This is a genomic window from Paenibacillus sp. FSL K6-2393, assembly GCF_038002545.1.
In the GTDB taxonomy this organism is placed as follows: Bacteria; Bacillota; Bacilli; order Paenibacillales; family Paenibacillaceae; genus Paenibacillus.
Genome location: NZ_JBBOCU010000001.1, coordinates 2,732,254 through 2,755,465, shown reverse-complemented (window position 1 = coordinate 2,755,465; position 23,212 = coordinate 2,732,254). Strand labels below are relative to the sequence as shown.

General features: G+C 45.1%; 28 protein-coding genes. 13 read left to right on the top strand and 15 right to left on the bottom strand.

Going from position 1 to position 23,212, the window contains the following annotated elements; translation table 11 throughout:
* Positions 1 to 107 precede the first annotated feature (107 nt).
* Positions 108 to 1,046 carry an alpha/beta fold hydrolase gene (locus MHI14_RS12250; RefSeq protein ID WP_341130370.1) on the top strand — a complete coding sequence of 313 codons (939 nt, stop codon included), beginning with the start codon at positions 108 to 110 and terminating at the stop codon, positions 1,044 to 1,046.
* A 141-nt stretch (positions 1,047 to 1,187) separates the two neighbouring features.
* Here MHI14_RS12250 and MHI14_RS12245 read toward each other — a convergent pair whose 3' ends face one another.
* Positions 1,188 to 1,916, bottom strand: a complete 729-nt coding sequence (locus MHI14_RS12245) for a DUF1361 domain-containing protein (RefSeq protein ID WP_289389593.1) — start codon at positions 1,914 to 1,916, stop codon at positions 1,188 to 1,190.
* Between the two features lie 29 nt (positions 1,917 to 1,945).
* Positions 1,946 to 2,482, bottom strand: a complete 537-nt coding sequence (locus MHI14_RS12240; RefSeq protein WP_341130369.1) for a hypothetical protein — start codon at positions 2,480 to 2,482, stop codon at positions 1,946 to 1,948.
* A gap of 324 nt (positions 2,483 to 2,806) precedes the next feature.
* Between MHI14_RS12240 and MHI14_RS12235 the strand changes: the two genes are divergently transcribed.
* Both MHI14_RS12235 and MHI14_RS12230 read left to right on the top strand, forming a co-directional pair.
* On the top strand, positions 2,807 to 3,448 hold the full coding sequence (locus MHI14_RS12235) for a spore coat protein (RefSeq protein ID WP_373419867.1): 642 nt from the start codon (positions 2,807 to 2,809) through the stop codon (positions 3,446 to 3,448).
* A gap of 238 nt (positions 3,449 to 3,686) precedes the next feature.
* Positions 3,687 to 4,643, top strand: a complete 957-nt coding sequence (locus tag MHI14_RS12230) for a hypothetical protein (RefSeq protein WP_341130368.1) — start codon at positions 3,687 to 3,689, stop codon at positions 4,641 to 4,643.
* Between the two features lie 96 nt (positions 4,644 to 4,739).
* Here MHI14_RS12230 and MHI14_RS12225 read toward each other — a convergent pair whose 3' ends face one another.
* The gene (locus MHI14_RS12225; RefSeq protein WP_133385279.1) at positions 4,740 to 5,675 is read right to left on the bottom strand and encodes a sigma-70 family RNA polymerase sigma factor; all 936 of its coding nucleotides are present in this window, start codon (positions 5,673 to 5,675) and stop codon (positions 4,740 to 4,742) included.
* Positions 5,676 to 5,708: 33 nt separating this feature from the next.
* On the bottom strand, positions 5,709 to 6,155 hold the full coding sequence (locus MHI14_RS12220; RefSeq protein WP_091029083.1) for a carboxymuconolactone decarboxylase family protein: 447 nt from the start codon (positions 6,153 to 6,155) through the stop codon (positions 5,709 to 5,711).
* A 412-nt stretch (positions 6,156 to 6,567) separates the two neighbouring features.
* Between MHI14_RS12220 and MHI14_RS12215 the strand changes: the two genes are divergently transcribed.
* Positions 6,568 to 7,614: an aromatic ring-hydroxylating oxygenase subunit alpha gene (locus tag MHI14_RS12215; protein WP_289389598.1), complete on the top strand. Its 1,047-nt coding sequence runs from the start codon at positions 6,568 to 6,570 to the stop codon at positions 7,612 to 7,614.
* 463 nt (positions 7,615 to 8,077) lie between these two features.
* Here the strand turns inward: MHI14_RS12215 and MHI14_RS12210 are convergent, their stop codons facing one another.
* Positions 8,078 to 8,836 carry a cupin domain-containing protein gene (locus MHI14_RS12210; RefSeq protein WP_341130367.1) on the bottom strand — a complete coding sequence of 253 codons (759 nt, stop codon included), beginning with the start codon at positions 8,834 to 8,836 and terminating at the stop codon, positions 8,078 to 8,080.
* 160 nt (positions 8,837 to 8,996) lie between these two features.
* The gene (locus MHI14_RS12205; RefSeq protein WP_091029076.1) at positions 8,997 to 10,049 is read right to left on the bottom strand and encodes a leucine-rich repeat domain-containing protein; all 1,053 of its coding nucleotides are present in this window, start codon (positions 10,047 to 10,049) and stop codon (positions 8,997 to 8,999) included.
* Positions 10,050 to 10,158: 109 nt separating this feature from the next.
* Here MHI14_RS12205 and MHI14_RS12200 point away from each other — a divergent pair, with 109 nt between their 5' ends.
* Positions 10,159 to 10,488 (top strand): hypothetical protein, encoded by a 330-nt coding sequence (locus MHI14_RS12200; protein WP_176872598.1) that lies wholly within the window; start codon positions 10,159 to 10,161, stop codon positions 10,486 to 10,488.
* An 89-nt stretch (positions 10,489 to 10,577) separates the two neighbouring features.
* Here MHI14_RS12200 and MHI14_RS12195 read toward each other — a convergent pair whose 3' ends face one another.
* From MHI14_RS12195 to MHI14_RS12165, 7 genes are read right to left on the bottom strand one after another with little or no spacing between them, the layout of a single operon-like run.
* Entirely contained in the window at positions 10,578 to 11,183 is a 606-nt protein-coding gene (locus MHI14_RS12195) for an SMI1/KNR4 family protein (protein WP_341130366.1), read from the bottom strand.
* Between the two features lie 20 nt (positions 11,184 to 11,203).
* A complete protein-coding gene (locus tag MHI14_RS12190; RefSeq protein WP_340914178.1) occupies positions 11,204 to 11,626 on the bottom strand; it encodes a hypothetical protein in 423 nt (140 codons plus the stop codon).
* 32 nt (positions 11,627 to 11,658) lie between these two features.
* Positions 11,659 to 12,960: a hypothetical protein gene (locus MHI14_RS12185; RefSeq protein ID WP_341130365.1), complete on the bottom strand. Its 1,302-nt coding sequence runs from the start codon at positions 12,958 to 12,960 to the stop codon at positions 11,659 to 11,661.
* A gap of 21 nt (positions 12,961 to 12,981) precedes the next feature.
* Complete coding sequence (locus MHI14_RS12180) at positions 12,982 to 13,716, bottom strand: hypothetical protein (RefSeq protein ID WP_341130364.1); 735 nt, start codon at positions 13,714 to 13,716, stop codon at positions 12,982 to 12,984.
* Between the two features lie 44 nt (positions 13,717 to 13,760).
* Complete coding sequence (locus MHI14_RS12175) at positions 13,761 to 14,321, bottom strand: hypothetical protein (protein ID WP_445670336.1); 561 nt, start codon at positions 14,319 to 14,321, stop codon at positions 13,761 to 13,763.
* The gene (locus tag MHI14_RS12170; RefSeq protein ID WP_249912292.1) at positions 14,318 to 14,968 is read right to left on the bottom strand and encodes a hypothetical protein; all 651 of its coding nucleotides are present in this window, start codon (positions 14,966 to 14,968) and stop codon (positions 14,318 to 14,320) included. The genes MHI14_RS12175 and MHI14_RS12170 overlap by 4 nt, the downstream gene beginning before the upstream one ends.
* 46 nt (positions 14,969 to 15,014) lie before the next feature.
* Positions 15,015 to 15,623, bottom strand: a complete 609-nt coding sequence (locus MHI14_RS12165; RefSeq protein ID WP_249912291.1) for a hypothetical protein — start codon at positions 15,621 to 15,623, stop codon at positions 15,015 to 15,017.
* Between the two features lie 279 nt (positions 15,624 to 15,902).
* Between MHI14_RS12165 and MHI14_RS12160 the strand changes: the two genes are divergently transcribed.
* On the top strand, positions 15,903 to 16,892 hold the full coding sequence (locus MHI14_RS12160; protein ID WP_341130362.1) for a multicopper oxidase domain-containing protein: 990 nt from the start codon (positions 15,903 to 15,905) through the stop codon (positions 16,890 to 16,892).
* Between the two features lie 58 nt (positions 16,893 to 16,950).
* Positions 16,951 to 17,652 (top strand): Crp/Fnr family transcriptional regulator, encoded by a 702-nt coding sequence (locus tag MHI14_RS12155; RefSeq protein WP_341130361.1) that lies wholly within the window; start codon positions 16,951 to 16,953, stop codon positions 17,650 to 17,652.
* Between the two features lie 208 nt (positions 17,653 to 17,860).
* Here the strand turns inward: MHI14_RS12155 and MHI14_RS12150 are convergent, their stop codons facing one another.
* Positions 17,861 to 18,583 (bottom strand): ZIP family metal transporter, encoded by a 723-nt coding sequence (locus tag MHI14_RS12150; RefSeq protein WP_133385286.1) that lies wholly within the window; start codon positions 18,581 to 18,583, stop codon positions 17,861 to 17,863.
* Between the two features lie 177 nt (positions 18,584 to 18,760).
* On the opposite strand from MHI14_RS12150, the gene MHI14_RS12145 reads away from it, so the two are divergent.
* The 6 genes from MHI14_RS12145 (at position 18,761) to MHI14_RS12120 (ending at position 22,551) form a co-directional block, all read left to right on the top strand.
* A complete protein-coding gene (locus MHI14_RS12145) occupies positions 18,761 to 19,462 on the top strand; it encodes a Crp/Fnr family transcriptional regulator (RefSeq protein ID WP_341130360.1) in 702 nt (233 codons plus the stop codon).
* 294 nt (positions 19,463 to 19,756) lie between these two features.
* Positions 19,757 to 19,990: a DUF2249 domain-containing protein gene (locus MHI14_RS12140; RefSeq protein WP_341130359.1), complete on the top strand. Its 234-nt coding sequence runs from the start codon at positions 19,757 to 19,759 to the stop codon at positions 19,988 to 19,990.
* A gap of 17 nt (positions 19,991 to 20,007) precedes the next feature.
* Positions 20,008 to 20,382 carry a hypothetical protein gene (locus MHI14_RS12135; RefSeq protein ID WP_341130358.1) on the top strand — a complete coding sequence of 125 codons (375 nt, stop codon included), beginning with the start codon at positions 20,008 to 20,010 and terminating at the stop codon, positions 20,380 to 20,382.
* Positions 20,369 to 20,974 carry a DUF2249 domain-containing protein gene (locus MHI14_RS12130; protein ID WP_341130357.1) on the top strand — a complete coding sequence of 202 codons (606 nt, stop codon included), beginning with the start codon at positions 20,369 to 20,371 and terminating at the stop codon, positions 20,972 to 20,974. Before MHI14_RS12135 ends, MHI14_RS12130 begins: the two co-directional genes overlap by 14 nt.
* Before the next feature lie 13 nt (positions 20,975 to 20,987).
* A complete protein-coding gene (locus MHI14_RS12125; RefSeq protein WP_341130356.1) occupies positions 20,988 to 22,220 on the top strand; it encodes a hypothetical protein in 1,233 nt (410 codons plus the stop codon).
* Positions 22,221 to 22,251: 31 nt separating this feature from the next.
* On the top strand, positions 22,252 to 22,551 hold the full coding sequence (locus MHI14_RS12120; protein WP_445670362.1) for a metal-sulfur cluster assembly factor: 300 nt from the start codon (positions 22,252 to 22,254) through the stop codon (positions 22,549 to 22,551).
* Between the two features lie 266 nt (positions 22,552 to 22,817).
* Here MHI14_RS12120 and MHI14_RS12115 read toward each other — a convergent pair whose 3' ends face one another.
* Positions 22,818 to 23,201, bottom strand: a complete 384-nt coding sequence (locus tag MHI14_RS12115) for a cupin domain-containing protein (RefSeq protein ID WP_341130354.1) — start codon at positions 23,199 to 23,201, stop codon at positions 22,818 to 22,820.
* Positions 23,202 to 23,212 lie beyond the last annotated feature (11 nt).

Here is a 23,212-nt window from a genome sequence, read left to right as displayed (position 1 = left end):
AAAACAGCTGTAGGAGAGGAATTCATAAGATCATGCATACAACTACCCCAGCCTCAACACGCAAGAAATTCAGAGTTTTCACCTTCATAATAAGGTTATTCTGCACAATGCTACTACTGGTAGGTGCCGCATTCCTCTATGAGTGGTTTGCTTCGTCGCAGGCCAAAAAGGACTTTCCACCTCCAGGTACGTTAGTTCAAGTCGGCGGTTACCAACTACACATTCATAAACAAGGCAATGGTTCACCGACCATACTCATGGAGGCTGGAAGTGGTGAAACCAGTTTGTCGTGGAGAGACATTCCTGTGGAACTAGCCCAACATGCAACGGTTGTCACGTATGATCGTGCAGGATATGCTTGGAGTGAATCTGCACCCACAGAACGTACAGGTGCAAATATCGTCAAAGATTTACATGCAGCTCTGGAGAAAGAGAATATCCGCGGCCCTTACATTATGGTAGGTCATTCCCTTGGGGGTATGTATGCTAGACTCTTTGCACAGACCTATACAAATGAGGTTCAGAGCCTTGTCCTCATTGATGCGAGACCTGAGGATGATGAACGGAATACAAAGGCTCTGTTGAAACAGGCTCAGTTTCAGGGAAACCCGCCTGCCTCCTTGTTATCTTTACTGAAGGTATCTGGAGCTTTCAGATTATTTCCAGACTTTATGCTTGATGGTCTGGTTGCCAAGCAAGATCGGGATACTTTTGTTAATGTGATTGCTACCCCATCCTATTTTCACGCCAAAGAAGAAGAAGCCCTCCACGCCCATTCAACAGAAGATGCCATTCGTGGCCAAAGTCTTGGATCAATCCCTGTACGTATCATTGCACGCGGACGTCCTCAAGACTATGCTAGTGCAGGGATTTCGGTTGACATTGGGCAGAAGCTCGAATCCATATGGCAATCGGGGCAACGGAACATGTTGAATATATCGAAGGATAGTCAGCTCATTGTGGCCACCCGCAGTGGGCATATGATTATTCACGATGAACCTGAACTGGTTGTGAAAACAATCCTTGAGCTAATCTCTGATAAGTAGAGATATTTTTCTTCAGAACATCCTGCGCTCGATCCAATGTTAAAGAGCTGTTCCGATAGCCATGTGTATGACTTGGAACAGCCCTTCAAGCAATGTACCTTAAGATTAGATCTAATAAGTTCGGGTTTAAGAAAACAAATGTTAGCGTAACGCTTTTAGGTCCGACTCGGGACTTCCTGCACTCTTCTTCATTTCACGGGGAGCCCTCGTATTGATCAGATAATACAATGTGGCATAGATTGTAGTGATAAACGTGCCAAAAAACAGGCAAAACGCCAGAGACGGACGGCTTACACTTTCGTGCATCAGTTCAATCAACGTCTCGCGATTCGTCAGTGCATCCCAGCTATTCAGTCGATATACACGTCCAAGCAAGACCCCGTAACTCCCCAAAGCACAGCCAGCCAGTACAAAGATCCAGGATGCCCAGCGTCCAATTCGGTGATAGATCACTTCCTGAAGCTGATACATTGACAGGAAGCCAAGCAGGAGTCCAGTCCAGACAAACATTAATACAACACTCAAGTCGTACCAATATGTGTAGTCCACTCCGTTCCCACCATAATACCGGGAACTTCTCGCTGTCAGATGAACCAAATCCGTAACAATATAAGAAGAGTTCGGGAAAAATAACAACCACAGCAGCCCACTTGCGACTGCAAGCCATACGGCACCTTTCCATTTCACATCACTTAAAAGATAGGCTGCATAAGAGAACACAAAAGGAATCCAGCCCAAGAACAGATTCCAGATCAGGAAGCGGAAATAACGCTGATCCAGCCAATCTGCGGCTACATAGTACAAGCCAAGTGTTACTGCAGTGACCACACTAAGGAAAATAAATATGCGAATATAATTCAGTTTTCTCAATGTTTCTGACCTCACTTGATAAAATTCAATTAATTTTGAAAATATCGGATGATTTCTTCCTTATTCTTTTCCACGCGCAAATTCAATCCACGTTTATCCTTTAATCCATACTGCTGTAATTCATGACCTGGATCAAGCACCAACGGTTTAGTCGCCACATCAACCAGCAAGTCCATCGTCAATTGATAGGTTTCCCGCAACTTGTCGATCGGCAGAGAAGATTCATACCGTTTAATGAGCTCAATCAGACGTTCAGCATACACGAGACGAACCATACTGTCCGCACTCTTCAATTGTCTTGAAGCAAATGCTGTAATTGCCATAATAATTGATGGTTCTGTCCGATGTTTGGAAATCAACGCAAGTTCATCCACCGCATCCCAATTCATGATAGACAGCTCGGAACTTAATTGTTGAATTCGCTCCCCTATCCATTGTTCCTCTAGCTCTTGGGGTACGTCCCATCGCTTATATTCTGCATACACCCCTTCTCGATGCATCTGTATAGCGCTCCCGTAATGTTTGACGAACAAATCCTTTGCTACACCCCAATCGGTCTCTTCCATCTTTAACCACCACCATGCCTATTCCTATTTGTGCGTATACTCCTAACACATTACATAAGTTTACTACTTTCCAAGCATACTATAGAAGTTGAACTATACATTGGCACGAGAACGCAGAGGACAGAAAGAACCTGAAGAAGCGAAGCGTTCGCATTTATCACCGGATTTTCACCTTTGTAAAATTGAATTAAAAATCTGGGGATAACAGCGATCGGAAGGTTGTTCTGTCATCGGAGTGGCAAGTGTAAATATTCTTTCGTTCAACTTATATAGAATCATACCATTTACCAAAGGAGAATCAAATTTACAATGAATCCAAATTCCATGAACCCTCAGAATGTAGTACAACCCACATTGAATGCTAATCCAAATGTCACCCCTAACATGAATCATGGCGGCCATGAGATGTTCGACGTGCACGAGATTCTGTCCTCCACCATTAACGTGCTGGATCAATACATGATCTTTCGTACATTTGTACAGAGCCAGGAACTGATTGGCATTCTGGACCGGCAGTACAACTTTATATTATCCCAGTACAATCTGACAGCAGAGTGTTTTGCATCCGGACAGAAGCCTCATCAAGAGACAGCTACCTATATGATCCCCAACATGGTACCACCGGTATATGGCCTTAAGCCATCAGCACCGAAAAAACCAAACCAGAGCTTGGCCGATGTAAAGGATGCCGGGATCAGCGGTCATATGCTGGGACTGATCAAATCACATGCGAGTCTGCTCGGCATGTCCTGTAGCGAGATCACAAATGGAACGGTTCGCCGAGTCATCGCTTCTCAGATCCAGCATTTTATCGAGATGGCCTATGAAATTTTCATGTTCCAGAATAAAAACGCCTATTACCAAGTACCTCAACTCACTCCAAGTGATACACAGCAGATGCTTCAGGCATACATTCCAGCAACCGGAGCACCTCAGATGCCTAATAGCAATAAACCACTTCATTAATTAGAAAATAAAGTCCAAATACCTAGAACAGTCTCTTTAACCCTTTCGGGTTTAAGGGGCTGTTCTTTAACTATGTAATCTTTTTCCTACTGAAGACACTTGATTCGCTTACCAGAAACTGGTTTAATCAAAGACAGAACTTACATATTCAACATACGGATCATACATATAAAATACGGTGAAATGCGGTTATAAGAAAATTCAAATGGCTTTTCTTCATTAATGGGGAGGTATACAAATGAGATGGAAGCAACCTGTTAAACTTGGTTTCCTGGCTATGGCTCTTGGCTGTACTGCCATTGGCTCAACACTGACGACCTCAACAACACTGGCTGCACCTGTCCCCGCTTCCAAAGCGGTGTATCATCAATTCCAAACCTATCGAACAGAAGCAGTGAAGTCCACAGAAAGTCTGATTAAAGCACGTAAATACCTGATGAATCATATCGATAAAGCCAGCCCTTGGCAGGCCACACTAATGACACTGCAATTGGAGAACATGCAGAACGTAAAGCTGGCTGATGTGGATCACCAAATGTATACGGAACAATTTCAACAGGCCATATCTCAAGCCCATGAACAAATTGGTTACGAACAGAAGCTTACATATAGTCGTCTGCTCAAAGAAATTAAAGATCCGAAAGCGAAGAAACTTCTGCAGGAAGCATCTGATCTCGGGTTCAAACTGGAAACCAGTGAAGGCTTGTATTACCCCATCATCAATTATGAGATATACCAAAAGTTCAAACCTTTTGTTAAGGCTGATATTGCCGCGTACATTGATATTATGGCTACCGAGTCCAATCAGATGACAACTTCAGATGGTGGCATTATCATCTCCTGGAATGAATTAATTCAGCGTACATTGGAGAAAGAAGCCTTTTTGAACAATTTCCCGAATTCCAATCGTACATCTGCAGTGAAGCAGTGGATATCTGTGGATTACCTGTTTTACGGAAGTGACAACACACCTGCATATGATTGGTACACGGACGACGAAGAAATCCGCACCATAGACCCTGAGGTGAAAAAGGCTTACGAGAAAGCTTTGGCTAAGCGGGAGCCCAATACAGAGAGTGTTATTCTGGACACTATGGAAAAGATTTTGCTGGTCCTCAATCAGAACAATGATGAGCTTACACCTGAAGTCAGAGCAATCATCGAAAATGTTCAACAACAATTTGCTCCGGAGTAATTGGATGCTGAATAACAAAATGTAAATGAAAAAAAAGCGGCAATCCTCGTGACAGAGGGTGCCGCTTTTTTTTCATTTCAACTCCTTACGTTTGGATCAAAGAGTTGAAGTGTCTATTGATGTAAGTTTGTTCGGATTTACGACGAGATACACGCCCTCAATCCGCTCTCCAGAAGCGTCCAACTCCAAACAGAGTACCTCGGACAATTGTCCTTCTTTCATCAACGCAAGTTGAAGCTCACCATTGATCCACATGGGCACCCATTCTCTTTCACGCAATCGCGTAAGGACTCGCCGTGAGGTCAGGAGTGCAAGCACACCTTTGTGAACGTTCATTGTTCTCATAACCGTATGCACAACGCCACCGCCATCTGCTGTAAATACAGGCTGATCTGCCAGTAACTCCAGCATGGCAGAGACGTCATAACGAAGGAAAGCCGATGTAAAACGGCTCAGCAATTCACCTTTAGCTATCATATCTGCATCACTTTGCTCGATCGGCGGAAGTCTTTCAGGCAAGTTCCGTCTGGCGCGGCTAAAGATTTGACGGCAGTTACTCTCCGTTTTGCCCAGCCAATCCGCTATTTCGGAATAATCATATCGGAACGCTTCACGAAGTACAAAAACAGCGCGTTCCATGGGTGATAGACGCTCCAACATGACCAGATAGGCATAGGAGATCAGTTCTTTTTTCTCCATCGTTTCCTCTGGCATGTTCGACTCTTCACTGTCACCCATCGGCTCTGGCAACCACTCACCAACATAACTTTCCCGCTGATTACGGGCGGAATTTAGCAGATTCAAGCTTCGGTTCACAACCAATCTGGCGATGTAGGACTTGGGATTACGAATATCCTGAGCAGACGTGCTCTGAATCCCCGCAAAGCAATCTTGCACAATATCTTCAGCTTCTACCACACTGCCCAGCATGCGGTAAGCTATTGAAAATGCATATTTTTTATAACGAATATACAACTCACCAACATCCAGAGAAGACACATCTGGCTCATTGGCGTGGAGATTGGAATTCATAAGAATGGCCCCCTCTGGCATGGTGCATGTATTTTATTTAAAGCAACCCGGATACATCCCTGTTGTAATCGCAATCCGGTTCCAATTGTTAATCGTGTTAATGGCCAGGATCAGATCCACCAGTTCGGATTCACTGAAATGTTCACGAACCTTATCGTACAACGCAAGTGGTACACCGTGTTCCGAGATTCGGGTCACCGCTTCAGCCAGCTCCAGCATAACACGTTCTTGATCCGTGAAGAAAGCCACTTCACGCCACACACTCAGCAATAAAATATGATCCGCATAATCTCCCAGTTTCATCAGATCTTTGGCATGCATATCGAGACAAAAGGCGCAGCCATTGATCTGGGACACGCGGATTTTTAACAACTCATACAATACTTTATTTTCAAATTGGCCGGATATATATTGCTCCATTGCCATCATCGCTTTAAAAGCACCTGGACTAGCTACTCTGTAATTCGTTCTTAAATTCATTTTTCATTCGCCTCCGTCATTTGGTTTACATACTGAAGACAAACGACGGCCGGAATCTGTGACATTCTTTACGAAAATCTTTTTATGCCCACAAGAATGGTTGCTCAATTAACGAATATTCACACTGAGATTCTGATGTCAGGACAACCTTCATGGAGTCAATAATCAGTAATGGAAAGGAAAAACATACTGAAAGGTTGTTCTCTTTTCTATAATTAACATCTGACGTAAGAAAAAACCGGATTTTCCCGTATCCATGTACGGTTTTTACTGAGCTATTTGTGATTTCAAACAAAAACAAGTTATCTATATTGATATATCGACCAAAAGAGTAGTAACATACGGCTAATCAAGTTAACTTTTCTAACATAAAAAGAGAATCGTTTATTCATATCGGCAAGGAGTGTTTCCTATGATAACTTCCAATGCAAACCGTAATGTGACGTCCGAATTGCCTAGAGGCTGTACGTTCACCGCTGAAGACTGGCATGTTTTATCCCAATATTGGTATCCGATAGCCCAAGCAACCGAAGTAACAGACAAACCACTTGCTGCTCAATTACTCGATGTGAAGCTGGTTCTCTATCGCAGTAATGATCAGGTTGTGGTAGCCAAGGATCTTTGTTTTCACCGCGGGGCTCCACTTAGCAAAGGCTGGGTAGAAAATGGCGAGATTGTCTGCCCTTATCACGGTTTTCGATATAATTGCGAAGGCAAATGTACCGCCGTACCTGCGCACCCAAGTTCCAAGATCTCGCCTAAGCTCAAACTTATCGTGTACCCGGCAGTTGAACGTTATGGCTTAATATGGACTACACTGGCAGGAATGGAAGAACAGATCCCCTCCTTCCCTGGTTGGGATGATCCGGATTATATCAATATTTTGCCACCCAACTTTGACATTGCTGGTTCCTCTGGACGACAAATGGAGGGTTTCCTGGATGTATCCCATTTTGCCTATGTGCATACCGAAACGTTTGGTGACCGAAACAACACAGAAGTCCCCCAATACAAAGTGAAACGCGAAGGTAATGAGTTACTGGCCGAGTATTGGAGTACGGTGAGTAACTATGGCAAAGGGCAAGATCTTGTTGCACCTGAAGGTTTCCAATGGTTGCGCGAGTTTCGAGTGTTCCCACCTTTTGCGGCCTCTCTTACGGTACATTTCCCAGGAGACGACAAGCTGAATATTCTGAATTGTGCTTCGCCGATCTCTGCCCGTTATACACGTCTATTCTGTCCAATCACACGCAACTTTGACAAAGACGCTCCGATTGAAGACACAATCAAGTTCAACTTGCAGGTATTTGAAGAAGACCGCGAGATGGTCGAGTCACAGAAACCGGAGGATCTGCCCCTTGATCTGCATGCCGAAGCCCATATTCCCGCTGACCGTACTTCGATTGCTTATCGTCAATTATTAACGGAGCTTGGCTTGGGACGAAATTACACATCGTAAATTATATAGGTACTCTTCAACCTCAGGCAAGTTATCAATGATGCATGTCAGCGCCTAGAAAGTCTTGAAGTACCATCCTGCGGACTCTGGGGAAAGGTAGACCATTTTCTAAGGAACACAGGGCGTCTTATTTGGCCATCAGGTTCTCTTTTTAAATTGTAAGGAACATCAGACACTTTATTCCCCAAAATCCCCGATAAAAACACTTTATACGGCTGTTTATTCTGATATAACGTGTCTCAGATTCTTTAGATTTCTGAACACGCCTCAAATCCTTGATTAAGACGCCTACGATTCGTTAGCACTCCATGCTTCGGACACGTTCAGGTATGTATCGGCTTTCAGCAGGTTTGAAGACACCTTTAATCAAAAAAAGAAGCGTTCCTTTGCGGACGCTTCTTTTGCTATACCTAATTCAACTGAGTTACCTATGTGTATTAAGATAAACCTTGTCTACTAAAGTTCATCTTTCCTCTTGATTATTCGTATTCACAGGAAGCTCTCTATAATACGGACAGCCCGGCTCATGAATAATACGTGGATCAACCCAAGTGCCCCAGTACGGAAGACGGTTCACGTAAGGTTGCATGTTTGGTTGCATGTTTGGTTGCATGTTTGGCTGTACATTGGGTTGTACATTAGGCATTACGTAAGGCTGATGATTCACATTTGGAGCACTGTTAGAGGCGGGAGCAGTTGAAGTTTGGCAATCTGCCGGCGGGCCAATGATCACTGTTTTTTGGATCGGAGCCAGCGCTTCTTGAACTTTTTTCTCGTCCAGACAGTACGTATAAGCCAAAAGTTTTGCAGGTGTAAGACGTAAGGTGTCTGAGCCAAATATCGCCTCAGGAACAGGAGCATCAAAAACTGCCAGTAAGTGTGTATGATCTGCAGTAGCCACTTCATAGTGCCACCAGCCTTGAGGAACGTTAGCCACCTGCCCCGGAGTAATCGGGAAATGAAGCAGCTCGTTGGTAAACGGATTAATGAGGGAAACAACTGCCGCACCGCTGATGCAGTATACCAACTCCGTTGCATTCTGATGCGTATGTGGTTCAACCACATTGCCCGTGTTGAGGAAAATATCCAGTAAAGAAGCATTGCCCAGTGTGTTTAACTGCTTGATGGAAAGAGAGTTAATATAGTTGTTCTCATCCTTCTTGAATAACGGGTTATTGCTCAAATCGTAAGTAAATTCGGTGGTTGGTAAAGTGTAATCCATGTATGAGGTTGCCAAAATAAAACGCCTGCCCTTCGCTCTCGGTTTAGGTCATAACCTATATGCCAGCTTATGCCCAGCGCCCAGATACGTGACATTTCCACCAATTTTCATCCCATAACAAATATCCCTGACTCGGACATCCCGAGCAGGGCTCTATTCATTACATGTTCTTTTTCATTTCCCAGACTTCTTCCCAATGTGTACCAAATGGAATATTCATTAAGTCTACATACTCCAGCCAGTGCATTCTTGTGACAACATCCGGAGTTCCCTCAATCAGTGCATTCGTTACCAGTAAAGCACGCAGATTCTTCAGTTTTTCCAGCTCCGGAGGGAGTTCACGTATACCAGAATATACTATCTCCAGATACTTCAGTTCACTTAATTCACCAATCTCAGGCGGGATGCAATTTAGTCCCAATTCAGATTGTGGTCTGGGCCTCCAACCAGGTACAGATTCAAAAGGGCTGCCACAATAAATTCTTAACTCTTGAAGTTGCTTGAGTTTCCCGATCTCTGCCGGAAGACGCTCCAGATCCAGCGTTGTAATGACCAATCTTTCCAATGAAGTCAGTTCGAAAAGACTTGCAGGGAGCGAGTACAGATTCTGCTCAAAAATCGTCAGCTCCTTCAAGTGCTTCAACTCCCGAATTCGTTCGGGAAGCTCACTTAAACCGTGTAAGCTGATATCCAGCTTATCGGTCTGATGCCTGATCGCATCGTCCAGAAGATGATCAATTTCCTTATGACGGTCCAATTCAAAGAACAACCCCGGAATCCGCTCCATAAGTTCACTCGCTTCTTTGTATGTAATCCTCATGCCGTACATATGTTCATGGGCAACAGAGAAAAAATAATCATTTCCGTCTTCTGTTATAAAACAAAGATCGTCCGGCAATGCCGGGTAACACCAATCATGAAAACGATTAGCTTCTTCTTTGAGCACTTGACCCGATTCCGGTGTACAGCGATATGTATAATAGGTGCCTTCGGAATAATAGGCTCCGCTTTTCAGCATCATCTCTTCCATCGTAGCACGTTCCACAAGATAGGGTTTCAATCTCTCTAACACACGAAACACTTCCGGTATCTCGTTCTCTTCGTACCTTTGTCTATCAACCAGCATAAACCGGTCTGTCTTCTCGATCAATTCGTCAATCAACAGTTCATAGGCCGTTCCTTTTGGATCCGTGTGAAAAGCTACGGCTACCATATGTTCACCCCTCATGGCACTATATTCATTAATCTTTAATCTGTTGTATCATCTGAAACCACTGTGGCATAGGCTGATATCATCAATCCAGTTATTGGAGGCTTGTTACATGGCATACGGCCCTGGTTCAGTATCATCCCCGCAACCTGCGGGTTATCCTTACCCTTATTATCCACCACCGCCACCGTACCCGTACCCTTATCCCTATCCATACCCGCCCATCGTTCCTGTTCCACTGCCATATCCGATCGGTGGTCCTTGGTGGCATGGTGGATATCCCGGCGGTGGTTACCCCGGTGGACACCCTGGTCATTTCCCAGGAGGTGGCTATCCCGGTGGACCTCACGGAGGTGGACCTGGCGGTCCGGGTGGTCCAGGTGGACATGGAGGATCTCCAGGCGGCGGAGGATTTCACGGACATCGTTTCTTCCAGTGGTAATCATTAGACTTATTCAAAGTACTTGTTCAGATAAAGGAGCTGCTTCGGCAGCTTCTTTATTATTAAGGAATTATCTAATCGTTCAGGATTTAATACGTGATCTCATCCATCATCTTCAGATTACGGTTCGACATGCTGAGGAGATCCGTGAAGGTAGGTGTAAGGTAATAAACAAAGTCTGGATCGTGCACGTACATGATAATCTGCCCATACGTCCCTTCCTCCGTTGGATCAAAATCGAGCATCAGATACAGTGAACCTCCCGCAATCGTTGCAAAAGGAATCCATGGTTTATGGAACAGGTATGGCTTGATCTCCAGGTCCAACTGGCTAATCTCTTCGGCAGAATAATACTCTTCAAGCTTCTCATCTACTTCACAGAAGTATTGTTTGGTCTCTCGAATCTCTTCCAATGACATCAGATAAAAAGGTGTACAACGCCCACCCTTGGCATCACCTGGGTACAGCACATGTAACCCGTAACCACTGCCATCTTTGCCTTGGTAAAAGGTACGAAAATCGCCAGGCAGCCGGACACCATACTCCTTTTCGAATAGATCCAAACTTTCCTCGGATGCACCTTCCCGATGTTGAAATTCTTCGAACAATTGCCGAATCTCTTGATCCTGTATTCTCTCATCTAACAAGTGATTCAGCTCGTCCATTAACACGTTTAATGATACATTCCGCTCCACGCTGACCACACCTCCCTATCTCAGCCCTTCTCTTCTTGTAGATATTGATGATATTCCCAAAACGCTTCTTCCTCTCCGCCACCTTCAATCAGAATCATGACTGCGTAAGATAACAAATTAAGCCATTGTTCCATCAACGCCACCTGGTCGTCCGAGATGAGGTTGTTGCTGCGAAGCATACCCTCAGGTTCAACGGCCCAGGCGCGTGCCATATGAGTAATTCCCCATAGACATGCCATGACTTCCCGATCCAGTGAAGGCCGTGCAAGTTCTGGTGCCAGAACCCGCAGTATCTCCATCAACTCATGAAAATTCTCCTCAATTAAATGTCCTCGAAAGGGCCGCAGACTGCCAATAAAACCGTTCTCCATCTTGGGATGACTCAGATCATCATAGGAAAAGGAATGACATTTTAATAACATTACTGCCTCTTCACGTTCCATTCCTTCACCCCTAACTAGGTCAAAATGCTAACTCACCAGCGCAGAGGTTCTTCTCCACGCCACAACACATATCGCTCCAGCTCACGAAGAGTGCCTGTACCGATCCCGTACTCGTCCATCTCTTTGGAACGAAGATCCATCACATGCAGCATGCCCCCATAGGTACCCACTGCCAGCTTGGACTGCTCTGGCGATACGGCGAGAGAATAGATGGTACTACCCACAAAATGGCGCCACATTTCCTTCCCCTCGCCATTCACACAATACAGATAACCGTATGCATCTCCAAGTACCATTCCCGCCTCTATTTCCACTGCTGCATACACACGTGCATTCTCATCCATCACTGGCCAATCTTCCTTCGTTTCGTTACCTGCGATTGATTCCAGCGGAACCTGTATCGTGACTCCGTTATAGAAATGACATGCGTTAAACCAAACGGTCTGGTTATTACTGGTGAATGCCGCATAATGAGGGTAGCTCGATTCTGGATAGAGAGAGTATGTTTTGTTCAGCTGGCGGTCCATCACCATATGATTGCTCCCTTGGCTACCAAATGCAATCCATCGACCATCCCGAGATACCGCTGCATGTCCCATGTCTAACTGTGTATCCTCTAGCTCATATTCTTCGATCTCTGCCAGATCGGGATGAAGCAAGGTCACCTGAGCCTGTGTGACGAGATATATCCCGTATCGTGAATGGATGAGTAGTGCTTTGCCTTCATCCATAGGTATAAGTCCTTCAAGTGTCCGTTCGGGATGCTCACAATCCGCAAGTGATTCAATCCGAGGTAAGGAAGACTGTATCCGGGATTGAATATCTTCCCAACGATATGTCGCTATCTCCTGTCCTTCCAACCTGCGATCTGGCTGACGAATAATACGAATCCCTTCCGGTCCTGCAAGCGCATAGTCCAATCCGTCTGATGAGCAACCTGCAAAAGTATACGGAGAAATCAACTGCCACCCCTGCTGATCCATCGTATATATCTGACTATTCTCCGTGAAAATCCCCATATGACATACAACCGTTTCCTCGTTCAGATAACCTACAACTTTGACAGCCTGCATGGAAGCCTGAAATGCCTCGCTCAATGGCCACGTCGCTGCTGGCAGCTCACGTCGTAGCATCTCCAAGTCACCGTGGAGATTGGCCTGTCTCACCATATGGAATACTTCAGTACTCATACCGCTTCTGGCATCTTCCTTCAGCTCGGATTCATCTGGTTGCTCTCCCTCCATGCCTTTCCGTACAAATGCATTGACATCCCTTGCATAACGCCTGCCTTCATTGCGCCATTGTTCCGCGATGTCTTCCTTTAACCAACTCATCTGTTCCCCTCCACTCTGCCTCTATTCATATGCCGTACAATGATGTGCCTGCAAGAACAAACTGATTTCGTTATCCGTCCCCTCCTCCGCACCATTCTTTTCTTCATAGAAAAGGGCAACTTCTCTCCCGGTTGCATAGTTAAATCGTAAATATCCTCCCATCGACACCATGAACATCTTGCACATGTACTCATTCTCCAACACAACATCCCACTTAAATTCTGTTTTGCATATATCGGCGAGTTCCTTCATGGAGTTTCCCTGTTCCGTCCCTGAAAAATGGTAAAACGTATGTTTCCGCAACTCATTCCACGGCTCAAAGTAAACTGGCGTTATTGGTTTATCCTGATGGTAATACCCACAATAGATCCGGTCCAGCGTTTCGCCAAATTCAGTCTCCGTGCATGTCCATAAGGTGATATGTTCATCATGACGGGGTAGCCACAACAGCCCCTCAACTTCCGGATGAACAGCAAGGAAATCTCCATCTACAGAACTGCCGATGGAGATGCACTGCTCAAGTTGCTGCTGACTTATAGGCGAATCGTCCGTATGTATCCAAAAATCATATTCAACAAAAGGCTTCAACACTTCCGGGTCCGGTCTCTGCACATTCATCCATCCCGTGTATGTACCCTCTCCGTATTGTTCAATCCAGGTCCGGTATGACAAAGGTAGCGAGATGGCGTGCTGTTGTTCAAAGTGATCCAGTTCCTCTGCTGGAACCGGCTTAAGTACACGGGATACAATATACATTTTTCGACATCTCCCATCTCAGTTTGGTTCATTCGTATACAGATCTAAGCCAGTTCTTCCTGTACAATTTCAGTCCATACTCCTTTACGATTCAGAATGCGAATGGCAAAGGCATCATATCCATCACGCTTGACCTGATCAAAATCCATGCGCTCTCCCGTAATCAGTTCATACGTACCATGCTCATCTACATCTTCGCCAAACTCATCATCCCAAGGCACATTGTAGTAGGCAGTCAACTCTACCTCAAAGATATCCTCTCCTTCAACATCCAGATAAGGGCGAAGTGGTCTGTTATGTAGGGCTTCTTCCGAATAGGTCTCACATAACATGGCATCATATCCGTGCTTGGCGGCATCAATGAGCAGGTAGCGTTCACCCGTGACGGTATGCTCCGCATATACAAGAAGCGGTGTCGAATCATGCCAGGTAATCAGATCATCTTCCGTCAAGTCACCATAATAAAAAATATGGAATTTATCATGTCCGTCACTCGATTGAAGTTTGCCTTTCCACTCTACTTCATCGGGTTTAATGTCCTCTTCCTTCCTAATTAATCCTTCCAGATAAGCAGGTCCGTGCTGTACACCATACGCATTCATCATCTCGCCTCCGATTTGTTCATTCGAATGGTAACCACTTTGTGTTCCTCATCCACCGTCAGTTTCACATCAATGTTAAGCTTGTCGCGAAATAACGCCGTAATATTGATATACGGATCGCGGGCAGCTTCGCTACTACCGCCACTATTACGGCTCATTCCCTGATGAATGATGGACTTCACCAATTCGTTATCCGCTTTGCCGGTATTATCGTAGGTGTAGATCACCTGCCCATCCTGATCATACAGATTTAAGACCGTTGTAAAATCATTGGCGTTCTCATACTTTCTTTCAGTCTGCACATAGTTGTGATCCGTATGTTGATAGTTTACAGTACCAGCCAGATACGGATTGTCCCCGCCGGGCTTCACTTCATACTCCCGATAGGCCAGATTAAACAGGTATTGGAGATGACTCATGTCAATCCGGTAATAAAACTGACGGTTCTCCTCTTGTTTATCCATCGCTGCAAAACTGTTAATAAGCGGCCAGGCTTCATAGGACTTCCCATTCACATCAACGGCGAGAGCATAGTCAGATAAGACTGTCTGTTTTTGAAATATGCCATAAGTCTGTAAAATAAAATAAGCTGGAATCATCAACATACCCAGAATGATTGCAAAAATACTAAGTTTAACTCGTAGTTTCATGTCTTCTCTCCCTTGCAGCTTTAATGCTTCATCTTCGCTTTCAGTCTCATCCAGTCTTGTGCTGAAGCTTAGACAGTGTACGCACAACCATATCCCTGTTCTTCGCATCCTTAATATAAGCCGGAATACTATGTGAAGCTGTTCTTAAAGGCATATTTCCAGGTTTCTCACGCAGATCTGCGGAAACATAAGCAATGAGATAATTCAGGTGCTCCCGATTCACAGCCCATATTATTTTTCCTCTGAAATTATCCAGGAAGTATAATTCCAGCTCAAATACAGGATCTTTCCCTGCACGAATCTCGGAAAAACACCTTCCGTATGTCGATTTGGCATGTAATTCAACCTGATTAACAGCACCACAATGCGGACATTCCACATGCGTTGATCGGTGAGACGTCTTCTTCTCGTCTGTGACTTCCACGTTAAACCAACGTTCACATACAGCACAATTCCCATTGGCTTTATATTGATATACTGGTTCTTCAAAAGCTTGAGCGTAACATTCGTAACACTTCCAACCCAGTTGACCATTCCGTTGATCAATCGAAGCATGCCCACTGCATTTGGGACATTTCACATCAATCCGCTCTCCCCGTCGAAGAACCGAATAGAAACTATACTTATACGCACCTTCATCTTCGAAACGTTTCATTCTGTATCCACCTTTCTTCTGAAACTACGACACACCCCGCGTCAAAATACTCAACATTTACCAATCCATCTCTCTAAAATTATATGAAACTCCGTTCCTCAGCACAACAATTGAAGCCAGATTATTGAAAATGGCTCTAATAAGACATACCCAAGTGTGTGCCTCATCACACCCGTCCCCACCTCAATAACGTAATCTATAACTAAATAACTACTGAAATGAAAGAAAACCTGCTTTTTAGATTGTGAAAAACATCACTTGAGTGAAGGTTGTGCAACTATGTTTTCCTTACTGAATGTATATAAATGGTCACTCGTATTCGCTATATTCACAGCAACGCTCTCTCATTGTAGTTCAACCGATACGGTTAAACCTGTTAACCACGATGAAGTCTCCCTCTCTGCGGTCAGTCAACCCCCGGTGGACCCGATCATTCGTAGAGAAGGTACTACGGTATATATTGAGATGACGGCCCAAGTTACAGATGTTGAAATTTCCGAAGGTGTGATCTACAACGCTTGGACATTTAATGGTACCGTTCCCGGACCCGTCCTACGAGTGACCGAGGGAGATACCTTGGTGTTCACGTTGAAAAATAAAGATTCCAGCCTGCCTCACTCCATGGATTTTCACGCTGTACATGCTGCTCCAAGCAGCAAATTTATTGATGTTATGCCAGGCGAGGAAGGCACCTTCACTTACCCAACCTCCTCACCCGGTGTATTCATGTATCACTGTGGAACCAAACCGGTCCTTGCCCATATCGCGAACGGGATGTACGGCATGATTATTGTGGAACCCAAGGCTGGGTACCCTTCTGATCACTTGGTAGATCGTGAGTATACTCTTGTTCAGAGTGAATGGTATAAAGAACATGATTACGAAGCTTTTTTGAACGGGGAACCGGATTATGTCGTATTTAACGGCAATGACTATGGATTAGTAAAACATCCCCTGCTAGCCAAAGTAGGAGATACGGTTCGGATCTATGTCAGTAATGCTGGACCCAATGAAGTCTCATCCTTCCACGTTGTAGGTACAATTATGGACCGTGTGTATACCGATGGAAATCCACGCAACATCCAGTATGGAATACAGACCGTCATGCTTCCCGCAAGTGGTGGAGCTGTCGTAGAGTTTACCGTGACCGAAGAAGGTGATTATGCGATTGTAACCCATCAGTTCAACCATGTAGCCAAAGGAGCTGCCGCTGTTCTGCGTGTGACCAAGGATGGTACTGATCATGGTGGAACCGCAATGTCTCACTGAGACATAACAATAGATAATGGTTTATACCCATTCTGAACAATTTCGAGGTGATGAAACGATGATCTGTGAGCACGAACCCAATGATGCCTGTTTCTCCAAAGTATCTCTGTTCCAGCATCTAGATCCATCCGAAGCTGAATTGTTGATCTCCCTTTTGCATACCCGCAAATATAACAAAGGTGAAGTTGTCGTCCATGAGGGCGAACGCTCAGATACGCTTTACGTGGTTCATCAGGGATGTGTGAAGTTATCCAAATACAATGAAAGTGGCAAGGAACATATTATGCGGTTTCTGTTTCCCGGAGATTTCTTCGGACAAGATTCCCTGTTACACCAAAAACCACATGCTGCAAACGCTGAAGTTCTGGAGCCTTCGGCCATTTGCTCCATCAACAAACATGACTTCGACCAGTTACTTGAACTTGATCCAAAGCTTGCTTATCATTTCCTGCTTGCCATTTCCAATCTTCTCCGTGAAACTGATGAATGGAACAGCTCGCTTAGTGCGATGACAACGGAACAGAAGATTGCCAAGCTGCTGTTGTTCTTCCATACCCGGAATCATGCAAAACATGAGATCCGCTTGCCTGTTTTCAAAAAAGATATGGCTCTGCTGCTCGGGATTACACCCGAAACACTAAGTCGCAAACTTACTATAATGCAAACCCAGGGACTGCTGCAGGTTACAGGAAACTGCATCCTTATTCTTCAACTGGAGCAGCTTAGGGAAAGAATGGAACCGCCTGCCCGAATTCAATAAATTAGGTACGAAAACTTGCAGGTGCGGAGGAAGCTGTTTTGGCAAAAAAAGAGTATCCGATCAGAAACCCCTCTGTTCGGATACTCTTTTTATATAAATTCAACTCATATTTACACAAAAACGGAGAAAACAGAAATAAGCTGAAGAAGCGAAGTGTACGCCTTAAAGCTTTCTGAAAGAAAGCTGCATCGGAAGCTTATTCTCTCATCTACAGATCGAGCAACAGCGACACAAGCAATCCCATGGATGCAATCAAACCCACTACAGGCCCACCCTCTTCAAATGCCTCCGGCATCATCGTTGAGCAGATCATGGCAATGATTCCACCACCTGCAAATGCACCAATCGCTGCACCCATCTCCTCTGGAAGCTGTTCCAGAAACAGATATCCGCCCAGTGCTGCAAGCGCGGAGATCAACAGTACACTCAGCCACATCAATATGATTTTGCCACGACTGTACTTGCCTTGTAGTCCAACCGTACTAGACAGACCTTCAGGAATGTTGCTGACAAAGATTGATACTACCAGAACCACACTGACACCGTTTCCGGCCAGCAAGCTGGCTCCAAGCATGATGGATTCCGGGATAGCATCCATTACCGTGCCTGCAAAGATTCCAAGCCCGCTTTGATTCGAGTCTCCCGACTTTGCCGATCGTTTACGCCCCGCACCTCCCTTTGCAGAAACGAGCAGGTCAAACAGGGTGTACACGACAGCACCCGCCGTAAATCCAATGGCTGTAGGTATAATTCCTCCATCATTCAGCGCATCTCCGAGAAGTTCAAAGGTCGCTGCACCAATTAATGTTCCTGTCCCAAAAGCCATAATCCAACCAATGACTCGTTTGGGAATCTTCAGAAACAATGCTGCGAGTGCGCCAATGACTACCGCTGAGGCAGAGATGCCGCCCCACATGAATGCAGTCCACATCCGGGCCGACCCCTCTCTTGTTCAATCATATTCTATCATTCCATTAACCCTGGTTGAGCAATCAAAAACAGTGATATGGCTTTACGGTGATCTATATCACCTGATGTGTTCAAAAATCACGCTATGATACAATGATGTCGTCGTTCAGAAATATGAACAGAGAGAGGAGAGATTCTCATGAGTAGGGTAAACAAAGATACAACAGCGGAGTTTCTACAACAGTTTCCCATCTTCCAGGACCTTAGCCCCGAGGAATTAAAGCAAGTCGAAGATATCGCCATTTCCAGAAGCATTCAGAAGAAATCAGTTATTTTCAGCGAAGGAAGCGAAAAGGAAGCTGTCTTTTTCATCCGTACGGGCATTGTAAAGGCCTATAAAACCGATGAGAACGGGCATGAACAGATCGTCTCTTTCCTCAAAACAGGAGATATGTTTCCACACACCGGCTTTTTTAATGCGTACCCTTACCCGGCTACCGCAGAAGCCATTACCCCTACCGTACTACTAGCCATACCTGTCCGACTTTTCGAACGATTAATGCTGAGCACACCTTCCATTGCGATCAAAATTATGCGTGTACTCGGTGACAAAATAAGAGAATTACAGGATAAATTGCAGGTGCTTTCTGGTCAGGATGTACGCAATCGTGTGCTTTCCTTCCTTCTTATGCTCGCAGAGCAGCACGGACAAATGCATGGAGACCAGATTATCATCAACCTGCCCATGACACACCAGGAGTTTGCCAATTCCATTGGTACAACAAGGGAAACAGCAAATCGGCTTTTAAACCAGCTTACAAAAGAGAATTTGCTCGAAGTGGATCGCAACCGGATTATCATTCATGATTTGCAAGCTTTGAAGCAACAAAGGGATACGTGACCACCCTGCACCCAGATACATCTCCCACGCTATTACATTAAACTGTGTGTGCACAAAGACCTTAACGCCCGTAATCGTTGTTAAGGTCTCTTTCGCATGCACAATTAACATTATACGTATCAGGATATTGTTAGCTTTGGCTTGCCCATAGCACTCTTTCCACTCAGGATTCTGACTTAAATAAGGCGAGTCTATGACATTAAAAAAGGTGTGACCCTGCTCACACAGACCCCTCTTCACGTTTTCTATAATCAAATTGCAACACCACACTATCCCTATTTGGAGGAATGACACATGAACACATACGCAGCAACCATTAATGCCACGGAGTATCCACCGCATTTGAAACATAAAGTTATTTTCGAAACGTTTGATCAGTTGCAACCACAGGAATCCCTGCTGCTCATTAACGATCACGATCCTAAGCCACTTCGATTCCAATTTCAGTCCACACATCCCGATGGATTTAACTGGGAGTATATTGAGCAGGGTCCTACAACCTTCCAGGTCAAAATCAGCAAATTATAGATTGGAGCTGAACCGCTATGGCGCACGTTGAAATCATTGATGATACTACACTTCGCATCACGCTACGGCTGGAAGACGCCACAACCATGGTTCAAATGGCACAGCGTGAGCAAGCGGAATATGCGCAAGAGATTATCACCATTTACGAAAAAATGCCTGTATTCGAATACACTCATTTCTGTTTTTACGCCTATGACAGCGCAAGACTTTTTGAGCGTGTGCTCGGCATGGACCCGAAAGCCTATCTGTCCTTCTCCCTCGATGCGCCGGAGTCATTCTTCTATGCACTGTACGGCGGAATGACTGCACTGTATGAATCATCTCTACAGTTAGTACAGCAGGCGGATGTAGCTAGTGCAGGATCGGATGTGAACGCACATGTCTCCATCTGATGTCCATATTGTTGAATTGGATGTGCGTCCTCATATGAGTAAAAAGTTGGAGCCGTTTCAACTGATCATGGACACGGTCAAAGGCCTTCAGCATGAAGATGTATTTGTACTACACGCTCCATTCAAACCAACGCCCCTGCTCGGTATTCTCAAGCTGAAAGGATACTCCAGCACATCGGAACGAAAAGGTTCAGATCACTGGGTTACCACGTTTGTGCACAAAAAAAATAAAACCGGTGACAAAGCATTATCTTCAATAGTTTTATCTGGATCGGAAGTCGATTCTGAGCCCGGTTCAGACGAAGAATCAGCTTCATGCAAAGGCCATCCAGAGGAGCAAGCTGTTGCGATTGAAAACTTTGAATCCCTACAGGCGCCCACCGTGATACTGGACAATCGCGGATTGGAACCGCCACAACCCATGATGCGAACACTTGCCGCACTGGAACGTTGCAAACCTGGGGAAGTCGTACTGATTCACAATGACCGTGTGCCAGTCTTCTTGATTGAAGAGTTAAATAATCTCGGTTGCCCTTTCACCGTTGAGGATCAAGCTGATGGTACGGCCAAAGTGAGAATTGAAAAAGGGTAAGGAGGCAAAAGCCATGTCCAGGTTGCCGTTTCTTTTTATCATCACGGGCATCTTTGGATTTGTAATGTATCACGCATTCTCCCTGCTCTCGCTGACAGGCTGGCTTGGTGATGAACTCAGAGGACCCGAAGGCTGGTTTCATGCCCATCTGTTTGTGCTCGGGTGGGCAACCATGCTGGGTATGGGTGCCGTTTATCAGTTGATACACGTTATTTTGCAATCCAATATCTATAGTCTGTTCCTCGGTTATTGTCATTACTTCTTGTTCACGACTGGAATAACGGGCATGTTATACGGCTTCATTCGGGCAGATGTCAGCTGGATTGCCGCTTCTGCCACACTTGCACTATCGGGCATATTATTCTTTGGCTGGAACATGACCGTCACCCTTTTCCGAGCTTCACAATGGAACCCTGTGACGATTAGCGCCGCCTGCGCCTGTCTTTATCTTGTGTTAACCGGGTTATCCGGCATGCTGATGGGGTTGAATTTTGCCTTTGGTGATTGGAACGGTCTACATGAACGCTTATTCGGCGCACATATCTGGATGGGTACACTCGGCTGGTTTGGCATGTTAATTACCGGATTCAGTTACAAAATGCTTCCGATGTTCTACTTGTCCCACGATTATTCCATTCGACTGCAAAAAGTGGTCTTGGTTCTATGGAATGCAGCTGTAGTTACAGGCGTTGTCGCATTTCTGACTGGGTTGAAGGGAGGCTTACTCTGGTTTGCGCTCTTGCTTCTAACCGCAACCCTTCTCTTCTATGTGTATCACTTGGAGCAAATTCAGGAGAAACGGCACAAAAGCAACCCGGGTCCGGGCATTCGCTGGTCTGTGTATGTAAGCCGTGCGTTGGCTGTATATGCTGTTGCCCTATTGATCTATTCCTCGCAAGGGACTGAACTGCTGCTCCATCCACGTGTTGTTCTGCTTTCTGGATGGGTATATCTCGGGGGCTGGGTGTCTCTCACCATACTTGGTTATGCCTCCAAAATCGTGCCTTTTCTATGGTGGACCCACAAATATGGCAAGCAGGCAGGCAGACCCGGAACACCGCTGATGGCAGGTATGCTGAGTGAACAGTATGTCAATTGGGGTATGCTCGCCATGGTCGCTGGAAGCCTGTTGCTTGTCAGTGGAATTCTGATTAATCTGGCTGAGGTCATGATGGTTGGAGGGACGATCTTGTCTCTTGTCTCCATCGTTTATATAACAAATATTGCTCTGGTATTCAGACGTTAACATAAATAAGGTGGACTGGAGAGTGAACATGATGGAACAAACCACGCATTTGCTAGAATGTCTCAAGGAAGTGTATGACCCTGAATTAGGTGTCAATATCGTTGACCTGGGTCTGGTGTATGAAGTAAGGGAAGAGCCTGAACGGGTTCATGTACGAATGACGCTGACGACACCAGGTTGCCCGCTGCACGATACGATTGTTGGTGCGGTGAAATGGGTTTTGCAGGAAAATACGAATAAAACCGATATTGATGTACAAGTGGTGTGGGAGCCACAATGGTCTCCACAGCTGATGTCGAATGAAGCCAAAGAAATGCTGGGATACTACTAGGCAGAATGAACAGTGACCGGATGAATGAACAAATTGCTGGTGGAATACGAAGAAGCGTACTTAAGATCTGATACTCTCAGACCCAGGTATGCTTTTTGTTTTGCGATGGGAATACACACTTGATCTACACCCCGGAGATTGCTAGAAGAACGAATGTTGGAGACGAGTATTCTTGAATAAAAATAAATAAGGAAACTCCAGAATAGAGTTCCCCTTATATTGGTGCCGATCAGTGAATTATTATATCGATTCCTTGATATTAGATGTTAGATGTCCTTTGCATAGGATGCTGCTGGTACTTTATTTAACACTACGAACAAACGAACCTCCTGATCTCCTGTATTATGGAATGCGAACTCCACCTCACCGCCGCAATGGATCACATCCTCTTGTTTCACCGCTTGTTCTTTTCCATCCAGAATAAGTGTGCCTGTGCCTTCGACTACCAGTAAAATAACGTCTGTGCCCGGATGTTTATGAACGGGAAGCTGCTGTCCTGGCAGAAAATGAAGGACAAAGGTCACCCCACCACCCTGTTGGAATAAAACCCGTTTCGTAAAACGGTCCTCACTAAATGTTTTGACTTCTTGCAATGACGTAATACTCATATAATCGTCCTCCTCGATAATATCATCTGTTGATGCATTCATCTTAACGCAAG

What these genes read in the sequence shown, in the direction of transcription:
- MHI14_RS12250 (WP_341130370.1), top strand. Translation starts at nt 108, where the DNA reads ATGCTACTACTGGTAGGTGCCGCATTCCTCTATGAGTGGTTTGCTTCG.
- MHI14_RS12240 (WP_341130369.1), bottom strand. Translation starts at nt 2,482, where the DNA reads ATGGAAGAGACCGATTGGGGTGTAGCAAAGGATTTGTTCGTCAAACAT.
- MHI14_RS12235 (WP_373419867.1), top strand. Translation starts at nt 2,807, where the DNA reads ATGAACCCTCAGAATGTAGTACAACCCACATTGAATGCTAATCCAAAT.
- MHI14_RS12230 (WP_341130368.1), top strand. Translation starts at nt 3,687, where the DNA reads ATGAGATGGAAGCAACCTGTTAAACTTGGTTTCCTGGCTATGGCTCTT.
- MHI14_RS12225 (WP_133385279.1), bottom strand. Translation starts at nt 5,675, where the DNA reads ATGAATTCCAATCTCCACGCCAATGAGCCAGATGTGTCTTCTCTGGAT.
- MHI14_RS12220 (WP_091029083.1), bottom strand. Translation starts at nt 6,155, where the DNA reads ATGAATTTAAGAACGAATTACAGAGTAGCTAGTCCAGGTGCTTTTAAA.
- MHI14_RS12215 (WP_289389598.1), top strand. Translation starts at nt 6,568, where the DNA reads ATGATAACTTCCAATGCAAACCGTAATGTGACGTCCGAATTGCCTAGA.
- MHI14_RS12210 (WP_341130367.1), bottom strand. Translation starts at nt 8,836, where the DNA reads ATGGATTACACTTTACCAACCACCGAATTTACTTACGATTTGAGCAAT.
- MHI14_RS12205 (WP_091029076.1), bottom strand. Translation starts at nt 10,049, where the DNA reads ATGGTAGCCGTAGCTTTTCACACGGATCCAAAAGGAACGGCCTATGAA.
- MHI14_RS12200 (WP_176872598.1), top strand. Translation starts at nt 10,159, where the DNA reads ATGGCATACGGCCCTGGTTCAGTATCATCCCCGCAACCTGCGGGTTAT.
- MHI14_RS12190 (WP_340914178.1), bottom strand. Translation starts at nt 11,626, where the DNA reads ATGGAACGTGAAGAGGCAGTAATGTTATTAAAATGTCATTCCTTTTCC.
- MHI14_RS12185 (WP_341130365.1), bottom strand. Translation starts at nt 12,960, where the DNA reads ATGAGTTGGTTAAAGGAAGACATCGCGGAACAATGGCGCAATGAAGGC.
- MHI14_RS12180 (WP_341130364.1), bottom strand. Translation starts at nt 13,716, where the DNA reads ATGTATATTGTATCCCGTGTACTTAAGCCGGTTCCAGCAGAGGAACTG.
- MHI14_RS12175 (WP_445670336.1), bottom strand. Translation starts at nt 14,321, where the DNA reads ATGATGAATGCGTATGGTGTACAGCACGGACCTGCTTATCTGGAAGGA.
- MHI14_RS12170 (WP_249912292.1), bottom strand. Translation starts at nt 14,968, where the DNA reads ATGAAACTACGAGTTAAACTTAGTATTTTTGCAATCATTCTGGGTATG.
- MHI14_RS12165 (WP_249912291.1), bottom strand. Translation starts at nt 15,623, where the DNA reads ATGAAACGTTTCGAAGATGAAGGTGCGTATAAGTATAGTTTCTATTCG.
- MHI14_RS12160 (WP_341130362.1), top strand. Translation starts at nt 15,903, where the DNA reads ATGTTTTCCTTACTGAATGTATATAAATGGTCACTCGTATTCGCTATA.
- MHI14_RS12155 (WP_341130361.1), top strand. Translation starts at nt 16,951, where the DNA reads ATGATCTGTGAGCACGAACCCAATGATGCCTGTTTCTCCAAAGTATCT.
- MHI14_RS12150 (WP_133385286.1), bottom strand. Translation starts at nt 18,583, where the DNA reads ATGTGGACTGCATTCATGTGGGGCGGCATCTCTGCCTCAGCGGTAGTC.
- MHI14_RS12145 (WP_341130360.1), top strand. Translation starts at nt 18,761, where the DNA reads ATGAGTAGGGTAAACAAAGATACAACAGCGGAGTTTCTACAACAGTTT.
- MHI14_RS12140 (WP_341130359.1), top strand. Translation starts at nt 19,757, where the DNA reads ATGAACACATACGCAGCAACCATTAATGCCACGGAGTATCCACCGCAT.
- MHI14_RS12135 (WP_341130358.1), top strand. Translation starts at nt 20,008, where the DNA reads ATGGCGCACGTTGAAATCATTGATGATACTACACTTCGCATCACGCTA.
- MHI14_RS12130 (WP_341130357.1), top strand. Translation starts at nt 20,369, where the DNA reads ATGTCTCCATCTGATGTCCATATTGTTGAATTGGATGTGCGTCCTCAT.
- MHI14_RS12125 (WP_341130356.1), top strand. Translation starts at nt 20,988, where the DNA reads ATGTCCAGGTTGCCGTTTCTTTTTATCATCACGGGCATCTTTGGATTT.
- MHI14_RS12120 (WP_445670362.1), top strand. Translation starts at nt 22,252, where the DNA reads ATGGAACAAACCACGCATTTGCTAGAATGTCTCAAGGAAGTGTATGAC.
- MHI14_RS12115 (WP_341130354.1), bottom strand. Translation starts at nt 23,201, where the DNA reads ATGAATGCATCAACAGATGATATTATCGAGGAGGACGATTATATGAGT.